Source organism: Pseudomonas sp. G34 (assembly GCF_031119625.1).
GTDB lineage: Bacteria > Pseudomonadota > Gammaproteobacteria > Pseudomonadales > Pseudomonadaceae > Aquipseudomonas.
Window position 1 is genome coordinate 431,498 of sequence record NZ_JAVHZV010000030.1, and the last position, 23,203, is coordinate 454,700.

Below are 23,203 nucleotides of genomic sequence, written 5' to 3' on the forward strand. Positions count from 1 at the left end.
TAGAAAGCTGAAGCTGGCTGCCTCAGTCGCCGCCCACAGCGAAATTGGGCAGGCTGTCGACCGGCTGAGCGAACTCGAAGGGGATCGACTCCAGTGCCATGCCGACGTTGCGCTGCACCACGAAGTGCAGATGCGGGCCGGTGCTGTTGCCGGTATTGCCGGAGCGGCCGATCGGCACACCGACCGCAACGCGCTGCCCCTCCCGCACGCTCACCGAGCCCTGCATCAGGTGCAGGTAGACGCCCATGGTGCCGTCGTCATGCAGGATGCGCACGAAGTTGCCCGAGGGGTTGTTGCCGCGCCCGCTCTGGGCGTTCTCGGTCTTGATCACCACCCCGGCGCGCGCCGCGACGATCGGCGTGCCCTCGGGCATGGCGATATCCAGGGCGTAACGGCCCTTGGGCGTGAAGTGGCTGTACTGGCCGTTGGCGCCCTGGGTCAGGCGAAACGGCCCACCGCGCCAGGGCAGCGGGTAGGGCTGCGTGATCGGCAATAGCCGCGGGTCACCCAGGGCGTAGTTGAGCTTCGGCGTGTAGCGCAGGGGCTTAGACGGATCCAGTGGCGCCAGGGTAGCCAGGCGGATTTCGCTGCGCGGTGGCAACACCCAGTTGATCGGCTTGCCGGGCGCGCCGCTGACGTTGCTCAGTTGCTCCAGCTTGAGCTCCACCTGCACCGGCGCGTACAGGTCGTTGCGCACCAGCAGGGTCTCGCCAGCCGCATGCTTGCGGGTTTCCAGCTTCACCTGGTTGTCGAGCTTCTCGACCATGCGGTCGCTGAACACGAACACCTTCGCACCGGGCGCGGCCTGGTCACTGTAGGTGACCACGCCATTGGCATCGGTGTACTTGTAGACGGTCAGCGCACTCACCTGACAGGCGAACGCGGCGAGTCCCAGGAGAAGTGAGAGGCGCCCTAGCATAAGATTCGATCTGGTTATTAAGTGTTCGGCAGGGCAAGACTAGCAGCGTCTCGATGACCGGGCGACTGCCAGCGTCGCGCTTTGCGACAACCGGCACAGGCCTGACGTGCCTGGCGCACAGAACGCACGCCGTGCAGCAGCACATGGCCCAACAACTGCGCTCAACCCACTTCGATACGGTTACGCCCGCCACGTTTGGCGCGGTAAAGCGCCTGGTCGGCGCGCTCGAATACCTGCTCGCTGCGCTCGGCGCTGCCGAACGCGCTGATGCCGCCAGACAGGCTGATGGTCACCCGCTCGCCCTTGAAATGGAACGGACAGTTCTCGATCGCCGAACGCAGCGTGTCGAGCAGCTTCAACCCGCCTTCCATCGGTGTGGACGGGATCAACAGCACGAATTCCTCACCACCGAAACGGGCAATGAAGTCGGTCTTACGCAGGCGCTTGAACAGCTCGCCGGCAATGATCTTCAACACCTTGTCGCCGGCCAGGTGGCCGTAGTCGTCGTTTATACGCTTGAAGTGATCGATATCCAGCACCGCCAGCAGCAGCTCACCGCCATAGCGCTGCAGACGCGCCAGTTCCATATCCAGGCGCTCGGTCCAGGCCGCGCGGTTGGGCAGACCGGTGAGCGGGTCGATCAACGCCTTCTGGCGCTGCTCTTCGAGGTGATCGCGAAACCCCTTGGCTTCCAGCTCCATGCTGGCCACCCGGTCGACCAGAACCTGCAGGCGTTCACCCACCTGCTGCTCGCGGCTGTCACGCTGCTGCTGGTACTGCGCCATGGTGCCGAGCAGGCCGCTGAGGCGGCTTTCCACCAGTTCCTTGAGGCTGTCGAGGTCGGTGGCTTCCTGCACGCTGTTGTGCAGGCCGTCGACCTGCTGGCGCAACTCGCTGTCCAGGCTGCGCGCTGCCTCGGTGGCATCGCTGTGGTCGGCCTGCACATCCTCCAGGCTGCCCTGAAACATGGCGAGCCGCTCGTTGAGCTGCTTGAGGTAGCCCTCGAACTCGCGCTGCCCCACATCGGCGATCGCCAGCATCAGCACACCCATGTCGTCGAGCACCGGCACCAGCTCGTACATGTTCAGGCCGGCCGTGATGCGCTGGCGCAGGGTATCGGCCTGGCCCTGATGACGCTCGGGAAGTGGCAACTCCTTGAGCAGCTTCAGCAAGCTGCTTTCGACATGGCCGGCAATGGCGCTGTAGCCCGGTTCGGGCGCTGCCGGCAGGGCGTACTCGGGGTCGGCCTGGGTAACGGTCTCAGCGGCGACCACGGGCGCCAGCTCCTGAACCGGTTCGGCCAATTCAGCTCGCTGCGCGGCAGGTTCGGCAGGCGCTTTGGAGACGGGCGACGGCATCAACAAGGCCGACGACAGTGGCAGGCTGTCCAGCAACACGGCGCTCGCCACAGCCGGGCCAGTGACTGCCGCAGCCACCGGCGCGGCCGCAGGGGATGGCTGGGGCTGGGGCGCCGGCGCCGGCGCCGGCGAGGAAATTTCGCCGATGACGGCAGGCGCGGCCTGCGTGGCTGCGACTTGCGGTGCCGGTTCTGGTTCTGGCTCCGGCTCGCTACCCAGCGACTGCGCCACTGGCTGCTCGACAGCAGTGCCGGGGGCGACTTCGGCCTGCTCGGCGGAGGTAACCGGTGCCGCTTCCTCTGCGCTGGCCACGGGGCTGGCGCTGTCGCGGCTGCCAAACAGGCGCTCGATGAATCCAGGCCGCTCTACCTGCTCGCCGCCGAGCGCCTGCAGCGCCTGCTGCTGCAACTGGCTCAGCTCGGCCAGCAGGGCCGGCATTTCGCGGGCCTGCCGGGCCCGCTCCTCGACCTGCTTGGCATAGCGCTTGAGCGGCTTGCGCACATCACCCGGCAGGTCCATCTTCAGCAACTGCGCCACCAGGCTCGCCAGGCCGCTGGCAACCTGCTCGACGCGCTGCTGGCGGCGTTGCTCGGAATCCAGGACGGTCTTTTCCAGGCGCGGAATCAGGGCACTGAGGCCGGCGTCCATGTCGTCACGGCGCAGGATCTCGCGCAGATCGTGCATGCACTGGTCAACCGCCTTGTCGGCGCCCTCGGCCGCCAGGCTGCTGCGCACCAGGCCCCGGCGCAGCAAATCGATACGCATGTCCCAGCGGCGCTCGAGCTTTTCCTGCTGCTCGATGTTGGCAAGGTACTTCTCGCGCCAGCGTTTGGCGTCGTCGGCCATGCTCAGGGCTCCTGTACACGGGGCGTCAACGGTGGCGTGAGGGCATTGGGCAGGCGAATCTCCACGGCCACCGGCAGGTGGTCGGAAATCGGCTGTGCCAGTACCTGAAAGCGCTCGAGCTCCAGACCGGGGCTGAGCAGAATATGATCGAGACAGCGCTGCGGGCGCCAGCTCGGGAAGGTCGCCTCGACCTGCGGGGCGAGCAAGCCGAGATCGCGCAGCGGCGAGTGCTCCAGCAGGTCGATGGCGTGGGTGTTCATGTCACCCATGAGAATCTGGTGGCGATAGCCGCCGATCAACTCACGGATGTAGGCCAGTTGCCGGGTGCGGGTACGTGCACCGAGCGCCAGGTGCATCATCACCACCGCGATGGCGTCATCGCCCTCGCCGATGCGCAGCAGGATCGCCCCGCGGCCGGCCGGCCCAGGCAGCGGATGATCTTCCAGCAGGGTTGGCCGCAGGCGGCTGAGCAGCCCGTTGCTGTGCTGGGCGAAACGCCCCAGGTTGCGGTTGAGCTGCTGGTACCAGTAAGGGAAGGCCCCCATGCGCGCCAGGTGCTCGACCTGGTTGACGAACCCGGAGCGCACGCTGCCGCCATCGGCCTCCTGCAGGGCAACGATGTCGTAGTCGCCGAGCAGGTCGCCGATGCGCTGCAGGTTGCCGGCGCGGCCCTGATGGGGCAGCAGGTGCTGCCAGCCGCGGGTCAGGTAATGGTGGTAGCGCTCGGTACTGATACCGACCTGGATGTTGAAGCTGAGCAGGCGCAAGCGCCCGTCCTGCGGCCATTCCCTGTCCGGGCTACAGTCGGGGTTGACCTGTGGATCACACAGGCCAGCCTGACGGGGCATCGAGCGGCGACGCAGCATGGCAGGCGCTCCGGAAGATCGATTACTTGGCGGCGCGCTCTTTGGCGATCAGGTGATCGGCGACCTGCAGGGTCTGCTCAGGGCCACCCGAGCTGGAGATGTCGAAGCGGTACTTGCCGTTGACGATCATCACCGGTACGCCGTTGATCTGGTACGCCATGGCCAGTTTCTTGGCCTTTTCCATCTGGCTCTTCACGCCAAAGGAGTTGTAGGCCTTGAGGAAGGCGTCACGGTCGATGTCCTGGGTGACCAAGAAATCCGCCATTTCTTCCGGCGTGGCCAGCTTGCGGCCTTCCTTGTGGATGGCGCGGAACACGGCGTCGTGCACCTTGTGCTCGACCTTCATGCTTTCCAGGGTGATGAACATCTGCCCATGGGCGTTCCACAGGCCACCGAACAGGGCGGGAATGCGCACGAAGTTGACGTCGGAGGGCAGTTTCTCGACCCAGGGGTTGAGGGTCGGCTCGAACTGGTAGCAGTGCGGGCAGCCATACCAGAACAGCTCGACGACTTCGATCTTGCCGGGCTTGGAAATCGGTACCGGGTTGCTCAGCTCGACGTACTGCTTGCCGGCCTCGATATCATCGGCGTGGGCGCTAACGCCGAACAGGCTGGCAGTGGCCAGAACCGCGGAGAGGATCAGATTACGCATGCATGACTCCTAACGATGAAGGTGCTGCGGACAGCTCTGGTTCGACTGGTCGCCACCCGGCAGGTTCCTCACATTGTAGCGGGCTCGCCAGCGAAAAAGGGTGGCCATCGCCACCCTTTTTGTTCACCGCCGGGCAAAAGCCGATCAGCGCCTCAATGCAGGCCCTGAACGTAGCTCGACAGCGCCTCGATATCCTTGTTGCTGAGCTTGGCGGCAATGTCGCGCATGATCATCGCGTCACCATCATTGCTGCGCTCGCCTTCGCGGAAGGCGGTCAGTTGCTTGGCGACGTAACCGGCGTGCTGGCCACCCAGATGCGGATAGCCGGCGGTAGCGATGCCGCTGCCGTCAGGTGAGTGACAGCCCGTGCAGGCGGGCATGCCCTCGGCCAGCTTGCCGCCGCGAAACAGCGCCTGGCCACGCTCGACCAGCGCCGCATCGGCCGCGCCCACGCTGATCTTCTGGCTGGCGAAGTAGGCGGCAACATCGGCCATGTCCTGCTCGCTCAGCGGCGCGAGCATGCCGGTCATTTCCACCACCGGACGGGCCCCGGACTTGATGTCCTGCATCTGCTTGAGCAGGTAGCGCTCACCCTGGCCCGCCAGCTTGGGGAAGTTGGCTAGCGCGCTGTTGCCATCGACCCCGTGACAGGCCCCGCATACCACCGCCTTGGCCTGCCCCGCGGCCGGGTCACCCGCAGCATGGGCGGCGCCGGCCAGGCCCAGCGCCAGCAGCAGACTCACTATTGTCTTGTTCATCAGCTCATCCAAACGGCTAAGAGAAGTGTTATGAACCGGGGCGCTCCGCCCGCCATGTCAGGCACGGTAGTGCGGAAAGACTCAAGCCGCGCGTTTCTGCACGAACCTTGGGGCGGCATGGCCTGGTGATACGCGCCATCGGCACGCCCCTGCCCTGCACCCTAACAGCCTGGTTACCCACTCGGCACCCGCCATGATTGCCCAGCGCGGCATGGCCGATAATGACCGGCATCAATCACCGGTACAGATTACCGGCGCAAAACCGCCGCTCGCCCAACGTGATGCCTAAGCCGGAAACAGCAGGCATAAAAAAACCGCGCCAGGCGCGGTTTTTTGTGGAGCGCGGATCAGGCCTTGCAGCTGGCCGGTGCCCAGTCGCCCATATCCGGGTTGTTGCACACGTCGCTGATCAGCGTACGGCCACGGCTGGCCACCTGCTGGCTTTCCTTCTGCTTGGCCTGGGCCTTCTGCAACGATTGCTCGGTGGTGATGACTTCCTTGGTGACCTTGGCAGTCGGCTTCGGCTGCTTGGCGGTGGCCACCTTGGTCACTTCCTTGCGCTCCACGCCCACGCTCTGCAGGTCTTTCTCGTAGGCCTGGGTGTAGGTGTTGACGTTCTCGCCAGTGCGTCCGTCGACCTTGGCCAACAGCGCGTTGGTCTCGTTCAGCCCGCTGACGATCTCGGCCAGGCGCTTGCGGCCATCGGCGTCGCTGATCTTGTTGGCCTTGCGGTCGGCGCGCAGCTGGGTGAACGCCTGCTGGTAGCAGCTCTGCGCGGCGGAGGCGTAACGGATGTTACGGTCGATGTTCTGGTTATTGGCGTTGATGTCGGTGGCGTAGGAAGCCAAGCGCGCGTTGTCATCGCTGATCTGCTGCTGGCGCTGGTTGTAGTACGCCACGGCACCACCGGCCAGGGCACCACCGGCCGCGCCGATGGCGGCATTGCGGCCACGCTTCTCGTCGTCGACCAGCGCACCGCCCAAAGCCCCCATCAGGCCACCGGTAACGGCGCCGATGGCCACACTGCGGCTCATCGCGTCATCGGAGCTGCGCAGTTGGCTGACCGGCTCATAGCACTGCGGAAAATATTCGGCCTTGGTGGTCGATGCGACCTGGGAGCTTGGCGAACCGGCGCAACCGACCAGCAGCACGCTGGTGCAGGTGACAGCGGAAAGCAGCGCAGTGCGTATCGAGGAAAAAGCGGGGGCTTTGTTGAAAGTTTGCATCGTCGTCGATCTCGTACTTGAGTGAGCGTTTATTCCATTCAGGCGGGGCCGGGTGACACCGCCTGCGTTTTCACGGCGACCGCCGTGGAGTTGCCACATTCAGCACCGGCCGCTCGCCAGTGCCTGTATCCGTAACGGCTGGTCGACCCGATCAGGGTGCCAGCAATTGCTTGAGAATCACATCCGCATCAGCCTTGCGGTTCTTGCGGTATTCACCCACGTGCCGCACGAACAGCGTAGCTCGGGTTACCAGGCTTTTGCCCAACACCGGTTTGCGCGCCAGCTCTTCCTTGGTGCGCTGGAACTGCGCCTGGATCACCGCGTTGCTGTAGCGCGTACCGTTGGCCAGGTTGTCGATGTAGATCGCCAGGGCGCCATCCAGGGCACTCTGCCCATTGGCCATGGCCGCTTCGAACAGTTTCGCCGAGGCTTCGTCCTTGGCGCTGCGAGCCTCGTCACGGCTCTTGCGAAGATTGGTCAGGCGAATGTTGTAGTTGTTGATGGTTTCGGCCACCAGGGCCGCCGACTGAATCAGGTTGCCGGCGGCATCCTCACGCTGCTTGGCGATCAACGAAACGCTGCGCTTGAGCTCCTCGTTGACGATCGCCAGGCGGTCGCGCAGTTGCGGATCGTCGCTGTTGGCAATCAGCCCATCGAGCAGTTTGGTGGCGTCCTGGTCCTCGTCGATCTCGTCGGTGAGCGTGCTGACTCGTCCTTCGTCCTTCCATTGCGCAAACAGTTCCTTGTATCGCGAACGGGGCGCCGACAACGCACCGATGGACACCCGAAAACCGGTGGTTTCATTGCGCTGCTCGGTGCCATCGGCGCCAAACAGCGGGTACTCGCGGCGCATCCCGGTGAACAGGGTCATCTCGCCTTCCAGGTAGTTGCCACCCTTGACCACGAAGCCGCCGTAAGTGCCCTGGCGGCGGCCGGCGTGCACCAGCTGGAAGGACTCCTGGACCATCTCCGCAGCGTTGCCGATCACGTCGAACAGGCCGACGGGGTTGGGCTTCTTCAGGCCGATAGGCAGCAAGCGCGCGTTCTGCCCGGTGCCGCCGGCGACCTGATTGAACACCGCCCAGTCGCCCAGCGGGCCATCGCTTTCGCTGCCCTCCTGGGGACGCGGGAACAGTCGCGCCTCGAGCTGCTGGCGGCTCACCGCGTGGCCGCCGCGGGCGGCGTATTCCCACTCCACCTCGGTGGGCAGGCGCACGAATGCCTGGCCGCCGTCTTCACCGTTGCCGCTGCGGCCACTGATCGGCAGCAGGTCACGATGGTTCTTCAACAGCCAGGCGCTGTACACCGCGGCGAAGCGCTCGGCATCGAAGCGCGACAGGTTGACCTTGGGCAGCCGCCCGGCCATCCCGGACGGCGCTTCGCAGGCCGGTGGCTCGCCTTCGCCAGCCAGGGAAGGTGCCTGAGCCATCACCAGATCGTACTGGCGCTGGGTCACCTCGTACTTGCCGATGAAATACAGCATCGGCTTGAGCGGGGTCACGCCGTCGGCCTTGGGCAGCTCGCCGCGCACCTTGGCCTGCCAGTCCTTGGACAGGTCGCCGAGGGTGAACTGGCCGTTGATGTAGTCGCGTCGGTAACCGGAAATGAACGACTGCTGATAGCCCGGCTCGCCTTCGCTGAAGGGGTAGCCGAGGGTGACCTCGTGGTCGTCCAGCGAACCCTTGGCGAGCACGTAGACATGCCGGAACACCATCTGCCCGTCGCAGGGCAGCGGCAGGCTGACGTCGCCCTTCAGCGGCTTGGGGTTGTAGAGCGGATCGGCATCGGGCTCGGCCCAGGCAGCAGCGGCCAGGCATGAGAGAACCAGGGTGGAGCTGAGCACCTTATACATGACGCAATCCTTCCGAGGCTTCCAGATGAGCCGCCCGCCAGCCACCGGCAGCGGCAGCGAGCACGCAGCACAGCAAAGTGGCCAGTGCCGCCAACAGATAGTGGGAAAACAATAGTCGGCAAGCATATTCGCCGGACGCCGACTGGAACAACAGGTTCAGCCCGCTGGCGGCCAGGCCGTACAGCAGCGCCGAGAGCAAGAGGCTGGCGATGCCGGTATAGAGTGCCTGCAGCACCACGAAGGCGACCAGCGCCACGGCCGGAAATCCCAGCAGGCGCAACACCGCCAGCTCATGGCGCTTGCGCGCCACCGCGCCCAGGGTGCCGGCGGCCAGTGCGGCGAAAGCGCCAGCCAGGGACAGACAGGCCACCGACCAGAACACCCATGCCAGGTTGCGGCTCAGCGCCCGCACCTGAGCGACGGCCTCGGCCTGGGTGGCCACCGCCTGGTGCGACTGCTGGAAATACTGGCGCAGGCTTTCCACACCCTCCAGATCACGGGCGTAAAGGCGGAAACTCGGGTAGACCCGCTCGCGCTGCGCAGCGGGCCGTTCGCCCGGCCAGCCGAAGGCCGGCACCGCCAGGCCGTCGCGATAATCCTCGGCGGCCTCCAGCAGGCTCAGGGGCGCAAACAGCGCATCCCGGGAAAAGGCCGTCACCGGCAACACCGCCTGCACCCGCAGGCTGGCCTGGGCCACTTGCGGCTGGCCGGCCACCCGGCGCCCGAAGCCTGCCTGCAGCACATCACCAGCCGCCACGCCGAGCTTTTCCGCCGCACTCTGGCTGAGCAGTACGGCATGGGTGTCCGCTGGCGCCGGCCGGCCATCGAGCAGCGGATCGCCGTCGGCGGTCGGCAGCATTTCCACGGTGAGCATCTGCCCAGGGCCCTGCAGATCGGCGGTCGCAGCGATCTGCCGGGTACGCGGAATCACGAAGCCGACATCTTCGCGCAGGGCCAGCGCCTCGATGCTCTGCAAATTGAAACGGGCGCCACCCAAGGGGATGATCTCGCGCACCGCGGGGTCACGTTCCAGGCGCTCGGTCAGCGTGGTGACCAGGCCGAACTTGAGGCCGAACAACACCAGCAAGGGCGCGATGACCGCCGCCAGGGCAAGGATCGCGCACCACGACAGCCGCGCGTCGCAGCGATAATCCTGCCAGGCCAGGCGGGCGAACAGCGCCAGGCGCATCAGCCGTGCTCCGTCAGGCGCGCGGTGACCAGGCCGTCGCGCTGCTGCTCGACCCGCAGCTGCAAGGCTGTCAGGCCGTAACGCTCAGCCAGGGCCCGGTCATGGGTGGAGATCACCAGGCACAGATCACGGGCGGCCGCCTGCTCCACCAGCAGCTGCATGACCCGCTCGGCGTTCAACGGGTCGAGGGAAGCGGTCGGCTCGTCGGCCAGCACGATGGCCGGGCGATGGGCCAGGGCGCGAGCGATGCTCACGCGCTGGCGCTGGCCGACCGACAGGCGTCCCGGCAGGCGCTCGAGCAGATCGGCGATGCCCAATTGCTCGGCCAGTTGCTCGACCACACCCTCGACGGGCAGGCCCAGCAACTCGCGGGGCAGCTGGATGTTGCCGCGTACACTGAGAAAGCCGAGCAGCCCGCCGGTCTGCAGCACGTAGCCAAAGGCTCGGGCACGCAGCGCAGCCAGTTCGTCATGCCTGCCCTGTTGCCACAGCGCGGCAAGATCGAGGCACTGTCCGCCGTCGTCCCAGCGCTGGACGCCGCCGGAGTCCGGCGACAGCACCAGCGCCAGCAAATCGAGCAGCGTGCTCTTGCCGCTGCCACTGGCACCGATCAGGGCGATGCGGCGCCCGGCGCGCAGCTGCAGCGCCGGGATTTCCAGGCGATAGCGCTGACCGTCGGCGCCGCGGGTCTTGCTGATCGCCTCGAGGCTGAGCATCAGGGCAACGTCGACAACGGCACGCGATACAGCGCGTCGCCGGGGGCGGCGTCGCCGAAGCGTACCCAGTTGGCCGTGTCGTTGTGGAAGGTTTCGTAGAGCTTGATCTTGGAGTCCAGCTCGTCGATGAAGTCTTCCTGCTCGGCGACGCTGAGCGACAGCCACAGGTCCTGGCTCATGTTCAGCACCTTGCTGCGGTACGGCAGGCCGTCCAGGTACTCGCCGAGCACGCCGCTCTGCGCCAGGTTGCCGCCCTTGACCAGCGCCGAAGGGTCGCGGCTCATGTGCGCACTGGCACTGGCGATTTCCTGGAAGAAGTCCTTGGGCGAGCTCTGCGTGCGCCGCGCCGCATCGACCACCATGCGCAGCGACTGCTGCAGATCGTTGAGCTGCAGCTTGGTGAGCAGCACGCAGACCTGGAAGGCCGGCAGGGCCGGATCGGTGATGTCGCGGTCGCTGGTCCAGGCGGTGACCACCTGGGGCGCACGCGCCTGGCTCTGGTGGCCGAGGAAATCCATGTGCATGGCGTAGCCGACCGCCGCCGACTTGTCGGCGATGCTCGCGCCGCCCTTGGGTTCGGGCAGGCTGCTTTCGGTACGCACCTGGTGCACCAGGTCGGCGAAGGCACTGCCGATCTGCGACACGCTCTGCCCGAAGGCATTCACGTCACCACCGGCCACCGGCACGTAAAGGTCGCCGATACGCGGGTTGGGGTCGGCGGTCAGGCTGCGGTACTGCTGCTCGGCGAAGCCGTGATTGCGCTTGCCGGCCGGGGTTTTCAGGTGCAGGGCGTAGATCTTGATCTGCTTGCGCAGGGCTGCCTCGCGCACTTCGGCCTCGTTCATCTGGGTCAGGCCCAGCGGGTCGCTCTTGCGCAGCGCACCGGCATCACTGACCAGCAGGATCAGGCGGCCGCCGTAGCCGTACCAGTCCATGCCGTCGACGGCCTGCATGACACCGGCAAAGGCGTCTTCGTTGAAGTCGTGGCTGGACACATCGGTGGCCTTGATCTGCTGCGCCAGCTGCAGGAAGCGCTCGGGGTCGCGGCCCTGCTCCAGGCTGACCAGGGTCTTGGCGGTGTATTCCAGGCCCGGGGTCTTGCTGGTGTTGCTGCGGAAACCGACCATGCCGAAGCTGACGCTGTCCAGGTCGCCCCGCGCGGAGATCTGCCCCTGCAGCTCATGCACCACATCGCGCACGCGGTCGATGTAGGGCTGCATCGATACCGAGGTGTCGACCACCAGCACGATGGCCGTTTTGAAGCCTTCCGGCATCGCCGCAGGCGTGCTGTCGGCCTGGGCTTGCGGGGCACTGCCCGGGTCGATGGAGGCGACGTTGAGCAGCTGCAGCGGCTGGCCGTTGGCGTCGAAGGTCTCCTCGGAGTCGAAGATCGGCAACAGGTAGAACTGATCCTGGGGTACGGCGCTGCCGCCGGGCTCGACCGCCACCACGTTGTGGCCGGTGCCCTTGAGCGCCTCGCGCAGGGCTTCGCGGGCGCGTGCCGGCTCGGCCAGCAACTGCTCCAGGGCCGAGGCATCACGCACGAACATCACCGGCGCACGACCGGAGCGCTCGGTGAACTTGAGCACCAGGCTCTGCTTCCAGTCGCTCACCGCATTGGCCGGCAGCCAGCCATCACGACGGCCATCGGTGGACGCGCCGATCTGCAGCCAGGGCTGGCCGTCGATGTCCTGGCGGGCATAGACGTAGAACACCGAGAACGCCGGCATGTCCTTGCCACCGCTGCCGCCGGCTTGATCGGCCAACTTGGCGCCCGGCTTGGTCAGTACGCGCTGGAACAGGGTCTTCTTGCCGGGCATCAGCAGTGGGCGATCACCGCCGTCGCTGTCGGCCGCCGCCGAGATCGGCCCGGCCTCGCCGCTGGGCTGGGCCTGGGACTGCGATTGGCTCTGGGCCGGCTGGCCGGCCACCGGCGGCGCAGCAGGCCCCGTTGCATCCGAGCCGAACAGCCAGTAGCCGCAACCAGCCAGCAACAGCACGCCTGCCAGCGAGGCGCCGAGGATCAGCGGCTTCCTGCTGGAGCCTGCATTGCCCGCACGCACCGAAGACGCCAGCGGCGAGGGTTGCGGGCGTGGTGCCGCCGTGGGTTCGGCGGCAGGCGCATGGGTCGGAATCTCCACGGAAACCGGAACCAGCGGCGGCACACTGGCTTCGCTTGGCGCATCCCCGCCCGCAGGCAGCACCAGCGGCTGGAACAGGGTGGCGTCGTCAGCCGGCGCCTGCAGGCGATCCAGGGCAGCGATCAGCTCGGCGGCGTCGGCGAAGCGCTCCTTGGGATCCTTGGCCAGCAGGCGCTCGAGAATCGGCTGGTAGCGGCCATGCACCATGGGCAGTGCCGGCAGCGGCTCGGTCAGGTGCGCCAGCGCCGTGGACAGCGAATCGCTGCCGGTATAGGGCAGCTTGCCGGTGAGAATTTCATAGAGCACCACGCCCAGGGCGTAGAGGTCGGCGCGACCATCGATGTCCAGCCCGCGGGCCTGCTCGGGGCTCATGTAGCTGGGCGTGCCAACGGCGAAACCGGCCTGGGTGAACTGGGTGCGATCATCCAGCGCCTTGGCGATGCCGAAGTCGCTGAGCACCGCGGTGCCGTCGGCGCGGAACAGGATGTTGGCCGGTTTCACATCGCGGTGCACCATGCCTTGCGCGTGGGCATAGCCCAGGGCCGAGGCGATCTGGCGAATCCACACCAGCCCCTGGTCGATGCTCAGGCCCGCGGCGATGCGCTCCTTGAGCGTGCCGTTGGGCAGGTACTCCATGGCCATGTAGTAGAGGCTGCCGACATTGCCGATGTCGTGGATGGTCACGGTGTTGGGATGCGACAGCCGCGCCAGGGTCTTGCCCTCGCGCAGGAAGCGTTCGCAGAAGGTCGGGTCGGCAGCCAGGGAGGCGGCCATCACCTTGAGCGCCACCTTGCGGTCGAGGGAACGCTGGGTCGCCAGGTAGACCACGGCCATCGCGCCATCGCCCAGCTCGCGTTCGATGTCGTAACCCGGTATTTGCATGTCCATGCTATTCGGTCTTCCGAGGCCAGCCCGGGAATCCCGGGCGCAGCAGCTGTCTGGATGGTGAGTGGAGCAGACGCCGTGGCGGCCTAACCGGCCTTGATCACCACGGCGGTAATATTATCCGGCGCGCCCCGGGTCAAGCCAAGGTGCACCAGGCTACGCACCACCTGGTAAGGGTCTTCGTGGCCCAGCACTTCACGCAGTTCGTGATCCTCGACCGTCTTGTTCAGGCCGTCACTGCAGAGCAGGAAGGTATCGCCGGGACGCACCTCCAGCCTGGTGGTTTCCAGCTCCAGCTCATCCTGCACGCCAAGGGCGCGGGTGACGATGTTGCCCATCGGGTGGCTGCGCGCCGCCTCGTCGTCGAGCAGGCCGCTGTCGACCAGTTCCTGCACGTAGCTGTGGTCACGGCTGATCGGCTGCAGGTCGCTGTTGCGCAGCCGGTACAGGCGGCTGTCCCCGGCCCACAGGCACAGCGCTTCATCACCCCGCGCAGCCAGCACCACCACGGTGCTGCCCATGGTGGCGCCGCCGCGCTTCTCGGCTTCAACGCGCACCTGCTCGTTGACCTGGTCCAGGGTGTCGATGATCGCGCCCCGATAGGTGTCGAGTACCGCGCTGGGCGGCAGGCTACGCAGGCTGTCGATGATCAGGCTGCTGACGAAATCGCCACTGGCATGGCCACCCATGCCATCGGCGACGGCCCACAGGCCATTGTCCGGGGCATCCAGGCAGGCATCCTCGTTGATCTTGCGCACCATGCCGACATGGGTGTGGCTGGCCGACTGGTAGCGGGTGACGGTCGACGGGGTCATGCCTGCCCTCCCGCGGACTCGCTGAGCAACCTGCAGAACGCCTCGGCCGGCGGCAACCCGGCGAAGCGCACCAGCCCTGGCGCTACGCGCTCGGATCCATTGCCCCACCACAGGCTGGCGCCACTCCAGGCCTGCTGCATCAGCGCCAGGCCGCGGCCCTGAGGATTATCCACAGGCCAGATCGCGGCGCCGCTGGCGTCTCCGCGCGGCCCGTTGCAGGTCCCCAATAGCGGGCTGCCCAAGGCTTCGACGCCGCGCTCGAACGCTTCGGCATCGGCGTCCTCCTCCAGCGTCGACAGCAGCAACCCTTCGGCGCGCTCGAACCAATCGTCAGCGCCGCTGACCAACTGGCCGATATCGGTATCCGCCGGCAACGGCAGCGCGATGGTCAGCGGGAAATAGCGCCCCACCCGGTCGACGCTGGGCATCATCACCCCGCACACCGGCTCAGGGCCGAGCAGGCCGGGCGCCACGGCGAAACGCCACAGCGGGCTGACCAGGTAGGCGTCCAGCCAGGCCTCGCCAAGGGTCTGCTGGCTGGCTGCCAGACCCGCCGCCAGCCAGGTATCCCAGGCCTCGATGAACGCCGGACGCAAACCGCGATGAATGAAATCTCCCCGTACGGCCAGCTTGCCGTAGAAACCTGGTGTACTCACAAACGCTCCGGCAGGCTGAAACCGCTCACCACCTGGCGGCGGAATGGATTGAAGGCGCTGCTGGCGCGCAGCTCGCTGGAAATGCTGGCGTTGTCCACGCGCATGCGCAGGGTAAAGCGATCCGGCGAATTGCCCTGGGCCAGGTCCGACTGATCGAGCAGGCGGAACCAGGCCCACGGGCCTTCCAGGGTGATGCCAGACCGGCCAGTGACCGACGCCGGCGAAATGTTCAGGCGCACCACACCCGTGCCGTTGGCGCTCGGCCATTGCATGGCCACTGGCCGCGCCGGGCCATGGTCGTAAGTGAACTGCTGGCCGTCGAGGTCGAGCTGGAACTGTTCGATGCTGGCGTCCATCGCCACCGGCCGCAGCTCGAAGCGCACCATCGGCTGGGTCCCGCCGGAGCGGAAGAACGCCTCGCGGATGCTCGCCGCACGCTGGAAGGTCTGCAGTACGCCACTGCCGATACCGAGCTTTTGCGCGGCGCCCGGCTGCCAGCGCCAGGTGCTCGCCGAGGTGTCCACGTAGGGCTGCAGGTACTTGCGGAAGTAACTGTCGAGCACGCCGCCCTGGCCGAAGAAATGGCCGAAGTCGTCCAGCGTGGCGTCGCGGCTACTGCTGCGGTCCAGCGGGTAGCGCCCGGCCAGGGACTGGCGATAGACGCTGACCACTTCGCTCATCCAGGCGGCGTTCAACTGGTTGCGGATGCCGCCCATCATGGTGCCGGTGGTCGAACCGACCACCGACTTGAGGAAGCCCTGCACCACCGGCGGCTGGCGCTCGGCGCTCAGACGCACCTGATCGGCGGCGGCCGCAGTCTGGTTGCGCGACTCGCCCAGCAGCGCATCACCGCTGGCGCCGCTCATGGCGCTGACCTGCACGTACAGCGCGTTGAGATCCTGCAGCAGCGCATCGATGGCCGGTGGCTGGCCGTCGGCATCCTCGACCAGGCTGTTGAGCTCGGCGAAATGCGCGGTGATCGGGTCCATCTCGGTGGCCAATACCTGGGCGGTACCTTCCTCCGATTGGCCGACCAGTGAACCGAGCTGCTGCTTGAGACGGTCAACGGTGTCACCGCCACGCTCCTTGAGCTTCTCGGCGACCAGGCGCTCTTCCTTCTGCAGGTCGGTTTCCTTGGCCACCGCCTGCAGCAGTTTTTTCAGCGGCGACGTCGGGCCCGACAGCACGCGCAACACGTCGGCGGCCTGGGCCACGCTGGTCACCGGCACGAAGTCGAGGTCGGCGAGCAGCGCATCCCACTGGCGCATGTAGTCCTGCACGTAGAGACGGCGCACCTCCAGGGCCAGGGCCGCGGCGTTCTGGCCGTCATCAAGGCTGCGACCGAGCACCCACTGCTCCTCGGCCAGCGTACCGGCCTGGCTGACACTGCCGACCAGGAACGCCTCGCGGTAACCACGCTGGGTGTAGAAGCCACTGAGCGGCTCGTTCAGCGGCTTGCCGCTCTTGCGGGTGAACACCAGGGCGGCATCACGCCCCGCAGCGTCGCTGATACGGAAGTCCGGGATGCCCTCGGGCAGCTTCTGGCGCTTGACCCGGTCATAGGCGCGCTGGGCCACGGACAGGCGCTGCAGCTGGCGGCGCACGTCCTCGATCAGCTGCTCGTCAAGGCGCACCACCGGTGGCTGGCGGTCATACAGCGCCGCCAGGTGCGCGTTGAGCGCTTCACGCTGTTCGGGCAGCAGGTCGCGCGGCAGGCTGCGATCCCAGTCCAGGGCGATCCAGGCCTTGATGAAGTCGGCGTCGTAGCGTTCGGCCTCACCGAGCATCAGGTAGGCCTTGAGCCCTTCATAGAGGAAGTCCGAATTGCCGCCGGCACGCAGTTGTTCTTCCAGGCGCGCCAGCACACGCGGCGCCATGACCGCAATCAGCAGCTTGCGGTAGACACTGGAGGCTTCGCTGTCGAGCATGTCGCCCTGGTACAGGCCGAAACCTTCGGCCCAGCCTGGCGCATCACCACTGACATTGCGGATGGCGTTGAGCAGCGGCTGCACCGCCAGCACTTCGCGCTGCGCCGGGCTGAGCGCCTGCAGTTCACCACGCAGCGGCTGCACGCGGGCATCCACGGCAGCGATATAGGCCTGGTTGGCGCGGAAGCTGGCGAACCACACCGCTGCGGTACCGAGCACCAGCACCACGGTCGCGGCGATCACCCCGCGGGCCAGCCAGCGCTTCTGCCGCTCGACCTTGGGGTTGGCGCCGACCAGGCCGCGCTCGCCGAATACCACGTCACGCAGCAGGCGTTCGATGAAGTAGCTGCGCCCGGTGCCGGTCTGGCGGGCCAGGTGCTGGCGGTCCAGGCTCATGCTCTGCGCCATGGCACCGATCAGCCGGTCGATCGGGCTGCCTTCCTGGGTGCCGCTGGTCAGGTACACACCGCGCAGCAACACCCGCTCCTCGTAGGGGTTGGGCTTGAACACGCCGTCGAGAAAGCCCGCCAGCGCTTCACGCAGCGCCGCGAACTGCTGCGGGAAGCCGTAGATCAGATCGCGGCGCGCTGGATCGCGCTCCTGCTGCAGGCGCTCGACCAGGCGCTCGTTGAGGCGCGCTTCCAGGGCATCGAACTCGCTGCGAAATACCTGCAACGGGCCCTCGGCGCTCTTGCCGTCATCCAGGGTGAAGGTCATGCCCCAGACCTGGGCGCGCTCTTCCTTGCTCAGGCCGTCGAAAAACTCCATGAACCCGGGCACCAGGTCCAGCTTGGTGAGCATCACGTACACCGGGAAGCGTACGCCAAGCTGGGTATACAGCTCCTGCACCCGGGAGCGGATGGCCACGGCGTGGGCCGCCCGCTCGCTTTCACTGCCGAGCAGCAGGTCGGACAGGCTGATGGCCACGAAGGCGCCATCGATAGGCCGGCGCGAGCGCTGCTTCTTGAGCAGGTCGAGAAAGCCCAGCCAGGCGGCCTTGTCGACCGCCGCATGGCTGTCCTGGGTGGTATAGCGGCCGGCGGTGTCGAGCAGCACGGCTTCGTCAGCGAACCACCAGTCGCAGTTGCGCGTACCACCCACGCCACGCACGGCACCGGCGCCCATCTGCTCGGCGAGCGGAAAGCGCAGCCCGGAGTTGGCCAGCGCGGTGGTCTTGCCGGAACCGGGCGGGCCGATGATCACGTACCACGGCAGTTCGTAGAGGTTGCGCCGCTCACCGCCGCCCAATTTGGCGCGCTTGAGCAGGCCCAGGGCCTCATCCATGCGCTGGCGCAGGGTGGCCAGCTCCTCGGCGGCGGCCACACTGGTGGGGTCCGGTGCCACTTCCACCAGGCCCTGCATGACCCTGGCGGCATTACGCCGTGCCTGGATGATGCGCAGCAGCCGCCAGGCCGCCCACAGGGCGAACAGCAGGATGATCAGCGTCCAGCGCACCGTGCTGCCGGCCAGCGGTTCGAAACCGCCGATGGCGATCAACGGGCCAACGAACCAGATCACCAATGCCAGCGCGATCAGGCCCAACACCGGCATGACCCAACGGGCCATGAAACCGAAAAACGCCTTCACTCGACGCCCTCCGCAAAGACTGTAATTTCGACCCGGCGGTTACGCGCGCGGCCCTCTGCCGTATCGTTCGACGCCACCGCTTCGGTGTCGCTGCGGCCTTCGGCACGGAAGCGCGCGGGCTGGCCGGTCTTGGCCGCCAGCACGTCCATCACCTGCTGGGCGCGGTCCTGGGACAGCTTCCAGTTGGACGGGTAGCGCAGCGTGGCGATTGGCCGGTTATCGCTGTGCCCGGTGACCAGCACCTGACCGTTGACCTTGCGAATCGCCTCGGCGATGCGCAGCAGCAGCGGCTGGAAGTCATCGGCGATCGACGCACTGCCGGAGGCGAACAGCTGGTCGCCGCGAATGGTCACCACGGAGCGATCGACGGCATCTTCCACCGCGACTTTCTGCGCGCGAATTTCCTCGGCCAGAAAGCCCGCCAGGCGTGGGCGCTCGACGATCCGTGGCTGCTGCGCTGGGCGATCGATGGTCTGCACCGGCACGTCGCCCAGGGCGTGTAGGTTGCGGAACACCGGCTCGGCTTCGGCTGCCAATTTCATGCGCAGGCCGAACAGCAGCACCAGCAGGATCGCCAGGCCGATGGCTACCGCCACCCAGGGCGGCAGGAACTGGCGCAGACGATCACGGGCGACCACCAGGCCGCGCCAGTGCGGCGACAATTCGCGCTCGATCTCGCCACGGGTACTGCGAATGGTCGCCGCTACTCGCTCGCGCAAGGCGTCGAGCTGGCTGCGGCCGTCCTGCATGACCCGGTAGCGACCTTCCATGCCGAGGCTGATGCACAGGTACAAAAGCTCCAGCAGGTTCAGGCGCTGGCGCGGGTTCTGCAGGCAGTGGTCGAGCAGCTGAAAGACCTTCTCGCCGCCCCAGGCCTCGTTGTGCAGGGTGATCAGCAGGCTCTGCTTGCTCCAGTCACTGGCGCTGCCCCAGGGCGTGCTGAGCACGGCTTCGTCCAGGGCGGTACAGAGTACGTAGCGCGCCAGCATCACCTCGTCCTGAGCGACACCCGCGGCGCGGGCCTTGTCCTCGAACTGGCGCAGATAGCCGAGCAGCTGGGCACGCAGGCTGGCCGGCGCGGGGTGGGAAATGGTACTGCGCAGGCGCGTCAGCAGCGCCAGCATTGGCCCGGCCGCGGCTTCGATGGGGTTCAGCCCGAGACCACGGGCCGCCAAGGGTGGCGCGCTGGGCATGGCTGGCGGCGGTGAGCCGGCAGGCGCCGGGCGCGCAGGCTCGGCAGCACGGCCACCCGGGCGCGGCATGATCATGGTGCGGTCGTTGCTCGCCGGGTCGCTGCCCTTGCCGGGCTGGCCGGGCAAGGCGCCAAATGGATCGTCGATGGTCATCGCGCGTCAGCCTCGGATGGCCCAGAAGGCCAGGTTCAGGCCCGGGAACTGGCCTGCAATGTGGAAAGCGAAACCGCCGGAATGGATCAGCTGTTTCCAGTGGTCGCTGCCCCGGTCCAGTTCGAAATAGTTGGAGCCGGCGTGGTACGGCAGCTGGCGCGGCGCCACCGGTAGCGGCAGCAGACCGATGCCCGGCAACTGCAGGTTGACCAGGTCGCGGATGTGCTCCACCGAGCCGATCTTGGCCTGCTGCGGGAAGTGCCCACGCAGGCTCTCGCCTGGCACGTCGGCACGCACCACGAGGATGAAGCTGGCCGAGTCGAGCAGCGACTTGTCGGCGAGCATCGCCACGTGCACGCCGTAGGACTTCTCGATGATCGGGATCGGGATCGCGCGGCTGTCGATGACCATCGACAGCGCCTGACGCAGCGCCAGCATCACCGGCGCGAAGGTGGTGGTCAGGTCGTCGTGCTCGTACACCGGGTACTCGCCTGGGCGCCGTTCTGCCGCCGTGAAGGTGGCGAACTCACCGGCCAGCGCCACCAGTTCGCGGTACAGCACCTCCGGGTGCAACGGGGTGATCCGCGCCAGATGCGCGACCAGCGGCTGGGCGCGGTTGACCAGTTGCAGCAGCAGGAAATCGGCGATTTCCGAGGCGCCACCTGCGCCGGAAGCCACCACTCGCCCGGCCAGGGCCTCACCACGCTGGTGCAGCAGGCCGAGCAGCTCGTTGCGAAACCCGGACAACGGTCGCGAGGCACTGACGTCGAGCAGCGGCGGGATATAGCTGTCGTCAAGCAACAGGCTGCGGTCTTCGCGTTTCTCAACCACACGTACCACACCGACCGCCGCGTGTTCGTCGAGGCCGTCACGCTCGGTGATCAGGCGCAGCGCGAGGGAACCGATCGCCACCGGCGCACGGCTTTCCAGCGAGGAGTTGTCGTCACGCACTTCGTGCACACTGCTCTGGTAGCGCGCCGAACCCAGGCTCTCGCCGGCCTCCACGGTGTCGCGGATACCCGCACGGCGCAGCGGCAGCGCCAGGTAGACGATGCCATCACGCAGGTTATCGTCGATATTCAGCGGCGCCGGCGCGGCATCGTTCTCGGGAATATTGAAGGGCGTGCCGTCCGGCAGCAGGCCGCGCGCCGAGAGGATCGCCAGCTTGCCCTGGGCCAGCAGGGCACTGTCGATCAACAGTTGAGAAAAGCCCCAGGCGCCGGGCTGCGCGGCATGGCTGCGGCTTTCGACCAGGGTTTCGATGTAGCGATCCTGCTGCTGGAAGTGCTGCGGTCGCAGGAACATCCCCTCCGACCAAACCACACGATTGTTCCAGGACATGAACGGGTCTCCAGTCACTCAAGAGGGGTCAGCGGCGCGGCGCTGATGGCATAGGCGTCCAGCTGCAGGCGCAGGGCGCTTGCCTGATGGGCAGGAATTTCGATGACCTGGCGCCAGATCGAACGGTCGAGGGCGCGGTAGGCCACCACCACGCCGAGGTGGCGGGTAGCATCGTCGAGGGTCAATGATTTGCGTTGGGTTTCGCCGGGGCGCACCACGAAACGCTCGGTTTCGATCAGCTCGCCCGCCAGGGTGGCGTCGGCGCGGTCGACCAGCGAAAAGAAGTCGGCTCGGGAAAAGGTCGAGGCATTGCGCAACTGGTAGACATGCACCCAGACCGGCGACGCCGCGCTGTCGAGCGCCGGGTTGAGATCGCGGCTGGCCTGCAGCTGCAGCTCGACGGTGGTGGGCGGCGGTTCTTTCGGCCCCGACGCACAGGCGCCGAGCAACAGAAAAACCAGCAGTGGCAAAATCCTTGGCATAACGCTTCCTCGATGGTTACCGCTGGCCCGCCACGACGCGGCGGGCCTAGGGCCTCAACGGCCCCTCAATCTCGTAATGTGTTCTTCGTAGGCGCGGCTGAATTCACGACCGAACAGTTCCTGGAAACCGTCTTCGGCCTCCTGGGAAATGGTCGCGTACAGCTCGGTGAACAGCTCCCAGTAATGGGCGCGCCGGCCATTGGGCAGCAGGGCCGACAAGCCGCTCGGCTTGTTCAGACGCCCTTCCAGCTCACGCGGTTCAAAGCGTGCGAGCAAATATTTGATGGCTGCCTGTACGCCCGCCATCAGCGCCAACTGGTGGGCACGCAGGTCGTCGAAACTCTCGCCCACCGCCTGATCCGGCGCCATGAACGCCTGGTTGTCGTGACGCAGCAGCATCAGCAGCGCTTCGTCGACGTTGGGGGCGAATTTCAACGGATTGTTCTGCACCGGCTGAATCATGGTTTGCGCCATGCGGAACTCGCCCTTGAGGCTGGCCCGCGCACGCAGCACGTCGATCAACCCCTCGACCATCAGCCGGTAACTGCGCCCGATGGCCTCCATCTGCGCCGCGGCCGCGGCACGATCCAGGCGCAGGTGCTGCAGGCCCGCACCGCGCAGAAAGGCCTCCATCAGCTCGCCATCATCAACGGCAGTCGGTGCTGCAGGTGCAGGTGCAGGTGCAGGTGCAGGTGCAGGTGCAGGCTGGGGCGGCGCGACTGGCTCGGCAACCGGTAACGACTGAACCTGCTCTACCGGTGACTCATCCAGCACGAACGAAGGAATTTCCACTGCCGGCACTGGCGGCGATTCGGCGAACGGATCCGGCACCTGCGCCGCGGCAATTTGAGGGGGCTCGGCGAACGGATCAGGAATCGATTGAGGCGCCGCGGCGGCCTGAAGATCGGCGAAAGGGTCCCAGTCTGCCGGGATCACCGAAGCCGCCGCAGCGGCGGGCGCCTCCGGCGGTGCGACGGCAGGGGCCGGCTGGGTCGGCCGCGGTGGCCGGAAGTCATGCTGCTGCGCCGGCACGTGATCGGACACCGACGGCGCCACGGCAGGCGGCGGGCTGAGAAAATCGAACAGTTCCGGCTTGGTATCGAACGGCGAATCGCGGCGTGGCGCTGGCGCCGCGGCGGGCGCGGGATTGACCGGCGGCATTTCCAGCGGCTGAGCACTGCGGCTGAGCAGCGCCTCGAAGCTGTTGAACGGGTCGTCGGCCATACCGGAGGCCGGTGGCGCGGAAGGCGCAACGCTGATACCGCTGATCTGCACGCGAATCTCGTACTCACCGATCTTCAGCACCTCGCCATCTTGCAACGGCTCGCTGCTGCCGCGTCGCAAACGCGTGCCGGCGTTCTGCAGGATCACCCCGTTGGTGCTGGTGTCGGTGATGTAGTAGGTACCGTCGCGGTACTGGATCACGCAATGCTGGCTGGACACCAGGCGCTCCGGGTCGGGCAGCACCCAGTCGTTGCCGGCACTGCGCCCGATCTTCAGCTCACCACGATCGAGCTCGACCTCGGCCCGTTGCCCGGGGGTCAGCTTGTGATAGGTGGTGATGAACAGACGCAGCGGCATTGCGGCTCCTTTGCAGTGCGGTAAAAAAACATGTTCTTCGCGGGGCGTCGATATGCCAA

General features: G+C 66.7%; 17 protein-coding genes. All 17 read right to left on the minus strand.

Going from position 1 to position 23,203, the window contains the following annotated elements:
• Positions 1-22: 22 nt before the first annotated feature.
• The 17 genes from QYS36_RS23550 to tagH all read right to left on the minus strand — a co-directional run bounded on the left by QYS36_RS23550 (position 23) and on the right by tagH (position 23,144).
• Positions 23-919 carry a M23 family metallopeptidase gene (locus tag QYS36_RS23550; protein WP_308841768.1) on the minus strand — a complete coding sequence of 299 codons (897 nt, stop codon included), beginning with the start codon at positions 917-919 and terminating at the stop codon, positions 23-25.
• Positions 920-1,080: 161 nt separating this feature from the next.
• Positions 1,081-3,123: a diguanylate cyclase gene (locus QYS36_RS23555; RefSeq protein WP_308841769.1), complete on the minus strand. Its 2,043-nt coding sequence runs from the start codon at positions 3,121-3,123 to the stop codon at positions 1,081-1,083.
• Positions 3,124-3,125: 2 nt separating this feature from the next.
• Entirely contained in the window at positions 3,126-3,989 is an 864-nt protein-coding gene (locus QYS36_RS23560) for an endonuclease/exonuclease/phosphatase family protein (protein ID WP_308841770.1), read from the minus strand.
• Positions 3,990-4,011: 22 nt separating this feature from the next.
• Complete coding sequence (locus QYS36_RS23565) at positions 4,012-4,641, minus strand: thiol:disulfide interchange protein DsbA/DsbL (RefSeq protein ID WP_111461396.1); 630 nt, start codon at positions 4,639-4,641, stop codon at positions 4,012-4,014.
• A 152-nt stretch (positions 4,642-4,793) separates the two neighbouring features.
• Positions 4,794-5,399, minus strand: a complete 606-nt coding sequence (locus QYS36_RS23570) for a c-type cytochrome (protein WP_308841771.1) — start codon at positions 5,397-5,399, stop codon at positions 4,794-4,796.
• Between the two features lie 347 nt (positions 5,400-5,746).
• Positions 5,747-6,625, minus strand: a complete 879-nt coding sequence (gene tagQ / locus QYS36_RS23575; protein ID WP_308841772.1) for a type VI secretion system-associated lipoprotein TagQ — start codon at positions 6,623-6,625, stop codon at positions 5,747-5,749.
• A 151-nt stretch (positions 6,626-6,776) separates the two neighbouring features.
• Entirely contained in the window at positions 6,777-8,477 is a 1,701-nt protein-coding gene (locus QYS36_RS23580) for an SUMF1/EgtB/PvdO family nonheme iron enzyme (protein ID WP_308841773.1), read from the minus strand.
• Positions 8,470-9,666, minus strand: coding sequence for an FtsX-like permease family protein (locus QYS36_RS23585; protein ID WP_308841774.1), 1,197 nt, complete (start codon positions 9,664-9,666; stop codon positions 8,470-8,472). The genes QYS36_RS23580 and QYS36_RS23585 overlap by 8 nt, the downstream gene beginning before the upstream one ends.
• On the minus strand, positions 9,666-10,382 hold the full coding sequence (locus tag QYS36_RS23590) for an ABC transporter ATP-binding protein (RefSeq protein WP_308841775.1): 717 nt from the start codon (positions 10,380-10,382) through the stop codon (positions 9,666-9,668). Before QYS36_RS23590 ends, QYS36_RS23585 begins: the two co-directional genes overlap by 1 nt.
• Complete coding sequence (locus QYS36_RS23595) at positions 10,382-13,411, minus strand: serine/threonine-protein kinase (protein ID WP_308841776.1); 3,030 nt, start codon at positions 13,409-13,411, stop codon at positions 10,382-10,384. Before QYS36_RS23595 ends, QYS36_RS23590 begins: the two co-directional genes overlap by 1 nt.
• A gap of 83 nt (positions 13,412-13,494) precedes the next feature.
• Positions 13,495-14,223 (minus strand): protein phosphatase 2C domain-containing protein, encoded by a 729-nt coding sequence (locus tag QYS36_RS23600; protein WP_308841777.1) that lies wholly within the window; start codon positions 14,221-14,223, stop codon positions 13,495-13,497.
• Complete coding sequence (tagF, locus tag QYS36_RS23605) at positions 14,220-14,879, minus strand: type VI secretion system-associated protein TagF (protein WP_308841778.1); 660 nt, start codon at positions 14,877-14,879, stop codon at positions 14,220-14,222. The genes QYS36_RS23600 and tagF overlap by 4 nt, the downstream gene beginning before the upstream one ends.
• Entirely contained in the window at positions 14,876-18,394 is a 3,519-nt protein-coding gene (tssM, locus tag QYS36_RS23610) for a type VI secretion system membrane subunit TssM (protein ID WP_308841779.1), read from the minus strand. The genes tagF and tssM overlap by 4 nt, the downstream gene beginning before the upstream one ends.
• The gene (locus QYS36_RS23615; protein WP_308841780.1) at positions 18,391-19,740 is read right to left on the minus strand and encodes a DotU family type VI secretion system protein; all 1,350 of its coding nucleotides are present in this window, start codon (positions 19,738-19,740) and stop codon (positions 18,391-18,393) included. The genes tssM and QYS36_RS23615 overlap by 4 nt, the downstream gene beginning before the upstream one ends.
• 6 nt (positions 19,741-19,746) lie before the next feature.
• Positions 19,747-21,081 (minus strand): type VI secretion system baseplate subunit TssK, encoded by a 1,335-nt coding sequence (tssK, locus tag QYS36_RS23620; RefSeq protein ID WP_308841781.1) that lies wholly within the window; start codon positions 21,079-21,081, stop codon positions 19,747-19,749.
• Positions 21,082-21,095: 14 nt separating this feature from the next.
• The gene (gene tssJ, locus QYS36_RS23625) at positions 21,096-21,563 is read right to left on the minus strand and encodes a type VI secretion system lipoprotein TssJ (RefSeq protein ID WP_308841782.1); all 468 of its coding nucleotides are present in this window, start codon (positions 21,561-21,563) and stop codon (positions 21,096-21,098) included.
• A gap of 54 nt (positions 21,564-21,617) precedes the next feature.
• Positions 21,618-23,144, minus strand: coding sequence for a type VI secretion system-associated FHA domain protein TagH (tagH, locus tag QYS36_RS23630; protein WP_308841783.1), 1,527 nt, complete (start codon positions 23,142-23,144; stop codon positions 21,618-21,620).
• Positions 23,145-23,203 lie beyond the last annotated feature (59 nt).

Excerpts from the sequence above, each read along its gene's own strand:
- QYS36_RS23550 (WP_308841768.1), bottom strand. The coding sequence starts at position 919 with ATGCTAGGGCGCCTCTCACTTCTCCTGGGACTCGCCGCGTTCGCCTGT.
- QYS36_RS23555 (WP_308841769.1), bottom strand. The coding sequence starts at position 3,123 with ATGGCCGACGACGCCAAACGCTGGCGCGAGAAGTACCTTGCCAACATC.
- QYS36_RS23560 (WP_308841770.1), bottom strand. The coding sequence starts at position 3,989 with ATGCTGCGTCGCCGCTCGATGCCCCGTCAGGCTGGCCTGTGTGATCCA.
- QYS36_RS23565 (WP_111461396.1), bottom strand. The coding sequence starts at position 4,641 with ATGCGTAATCTGATCCTCTCCGCGGTTCTGGCCACTGCCAGCCTGTTC.
- QYS36_RS23570 (WP_308841771.1), bottom strand. The coding sequence starts at position 5,399 with ATGAACAAGACAATAGTGAGTCTGCTGCTGGCGCTGGGCCTGGCCGGC.
- tagQ (WP_308841772.1), bottom strand. The coding sequence starts at position 6,625 with ATGCAAACTTTCAACAAAGCCCCCGCTTTTTCCTCGATACGCACTGCG.
- QYS36_RS23580 (WP_308841773.1), bottom strand. The coding sequence starts at position 8,477 with ATGTATAAGGTGCTCAGCTCCACCCTGGTTCTCTCATGCCTGGCCGCT.
- QYS36_RS23585 (WP_308841774.1), bottom strand. The coding sequence starts at position 9,666 with ATGCGCCTGGCGCTGTTCGCCCGCCTGGCCTGGCAGGATTATCGCTGC.
- QYS36_RS23590 (WP_308841775.1), bottom strand. The coding sequence starts at position 10,382 with ATGCTCAGCCTCGAGGCGATCAGCAAGACCCGCGGCGCCGACGGTCAG.
- QYS36_RS23595 (WP_308841776.1), bottom strand. The coding sequence starts at position 13,411 with ATGGACATGCAAATACCGGGTTACGACATCGAACGCGAGCTGGGCGAT.
- QYS36_RS23600 (WP_308841777.1), bottom strand. The coding sequence starts at position 14,223 with ATGACCCCGTCGACCGTCACCCGCTACCAGTCGGCCAGCCACACCCAT.
- QYS36_RS23615 (WP_308841780.1), bottom strand. The coding sequence starts at position 19,740 with ATGACCATCGACGATCCATTTGGCGCCTTGCCCGGCCAGCCCGGCAAG.
- tssK (WP_308841781.1), bottom strand. The coding sequence starts at position 21,081 with ATGTCCTGGAACAATCGTGTGGTTTGGTCGGAGGGGATGTTCCTGCGA.
- tssJ (WP_308841782.1), bottom strand. The coding sequence starts at position 21,563 with ATGCCAAGGATTTTGCCACTGCTGGTTTTTCTGTTGCTCGGCGCCTGT.
- tagH (WP_308841783.1), bottom strand. The coding sequence starts at position 23,144 with ATGCCGCTGCGTCTGTTCATCACCACCTATCACAAGCTGACCCCCGGG.